Raw genomic sequence first — 400 nt, 5'->3', positions numbered from 1 at the left:
TTTTTAGTCCGAGTACAATTTTGATAATAGAAAAGTTTATTGACATAGAGGTAGACTTCTTGTTAAGATATAGTTATTCAATTTTGAGTGGACTAAAAAGTTAAGTGACGATAGCCTAGGAGATACACCTGTACCCATGCCGAACACAGTAGTTAAGCCCTAGAACGCCTGAAGTAGTTGGGGTTGCCCCCTGTTAGATACGGAAGTCGCTTAGCTTAGGAACACTCAATGGGAGTTTAGCTCAGCTGGGAGAGCATCTGCCTTACAAGCAGAGGTCAGCGGTTCGAACCCGTTAACTCCCATAAAAAGTCCCGTAGTGTAGCGGTTATCACGTCGCCCTGTCACGGCGAAGATCGCGGGTTCGATTCCCGTCGGGACCGTTTTATAAGTCTGGTGGACT

At 45.8% G+C, this 400-nt stretch carries 2 tRNA genes and 1 rRNA gene; all 3 read left to right on the top strand.

The window, feature by feature from the left end:
* Positions 1-100 precede the first annotated feature (100 nt).
* Positions 101-215 (top strand): 5S ribosomal RNA (gene rrf, locus AT575_RS10190).
* A 15-nt stretch (positions 216-230) separates the two neighbouring features.
* Positions 231-302 (top strand) — tRNA-Val (locus AT575_RS10185).
* Positions 303-308: 6 nt separating this feature from the next.
* Positions 309-380, top strand: a tRNA-Asp gene (locus AT575_RS10180).
* Positions 381-400: the final 20 nt, after the last annotated feature.

Origin of the sequence: Streptococcus penaeicida (assembly GCF_002887775.1) — a bacterium.
Taxonomy (GTDB): domain Bacteria; phylum Bacillota; class Bacilli; order Lactobacillales; family Streptococcaceae; genus Streptococcus; species Streptococcus penaeicida.
The sequence above is the reverse complement of the archived record's forward strand: the minus strand, read 5'-3'. Positions and strand labels throughout refer to the sequence as shown.